At 40.4% G+C, this 841-nt stretch carries 2 protein-coding genes; one reads left to right on the forward strand and one right to left on the reverse strand.

The genetic code is table 11. The annotated features are described in order from the left end of the window. Positions 1-332, forward strand: a 332-nt coding sequence (locus tag ACUU1I_RS20875; RefSeq protein ID WP_042774592.1) for a hypothetical protein, incomplete at its 5' end; no start/stop codon positions are given. A gap of 42 nt (positions 333-374) precedes the next feature. On the opposite strand, the gene glgS is transcribed toward ACUU1I_RS20875, so the two are convergent. Further along, a complete protein-coding gene (gene glgS / locus ACUU1I_RS20880) occupies positions 375-575 on the reverse strand; it encodes a cell surface composition regulator GlgS (RefSeq protein WP_005115877.1) in 201 nt (66 codons plus the stop codon). Positions 576-841: the final 266 nt, after the last annotated feature.

Consider the following 841-nt stretch of genomic DNA (forward strand, 5'->3'; position numbering starts at 1 on the left):
ACACCGTTAGTGAGACGTTTAGTGTAGTCATGACAAAAGATCCTGGTGCGGCCTGTACTGAGCAATTCAATATTTTAGGGAGCTTTTTCACTACGGATATTTTGAGTGATTATAGCCATCTGGATATGGGTAATGGACTGCTATTGAAGATATTTCATAAAGATGGAACAGCAACGGAATTTAACCGCTTCTCACAATTTGCTTCTTTTTCATCGTCTAGTGCACCTTCGGTCACCGCACCATTCAGGGCAGAACTTAGTGCGAACCCGGCAGAGACTGTTGTTGAGGGACCGTTTAGTAAAGACGTAATCCTCAAAATCACCTATAACTAGCATCTAATACAAACACTAAAACGGGCCATCAGGCCCGTTATATCAGTGCTCTAACTCCAGCTCTCTTGCCTGCATCATCTGTTGGCAATACCAGGCATAACGTGCGCAAAACCAGGTTCTATGTTCTTCATCCATGTTACCAGTAACGGCCAGAATATCGACCAAGCGACCTTCTGCGTGCATTCTGGCAAAACTACGCGCCAGGAAATCGAAATTATTCAAAGAATTAAGACTATGATCCATAAGCACATCCTCCGGTTATCGCATACCTTTTAAGGCCATATGCTTTTTCTGATTTCAGTATTCCCCAATCAGTGTAGTGCCTTTAAACATAACGTGCGTAAATATATTGTCCCCGATCACACTTTTTAGTGAAAAATAAAAAACCATATTAAAATACTTTCTCTTCCAGAACTTCTCTAACATGTGTTATTATTAACAAAGAAAAATGTAAGAAGGGAAACTATTCCAAGGTAAATATTGCGTCACTAAATGGACATTGGAGTAAC

It is taken from the genome of Shigella sp. SIG3 (assembly GCF_053555855.1).

Bases quoted from the DNA above. Each gene is read 5' to 3' on its own strand.
- glgS (WP_005115877.1), bottom strand. From the start codon at position 575: ATGGATCATAGTCTTAATTCTTTGAATAATTTCGATTTCCTGGCGCGT.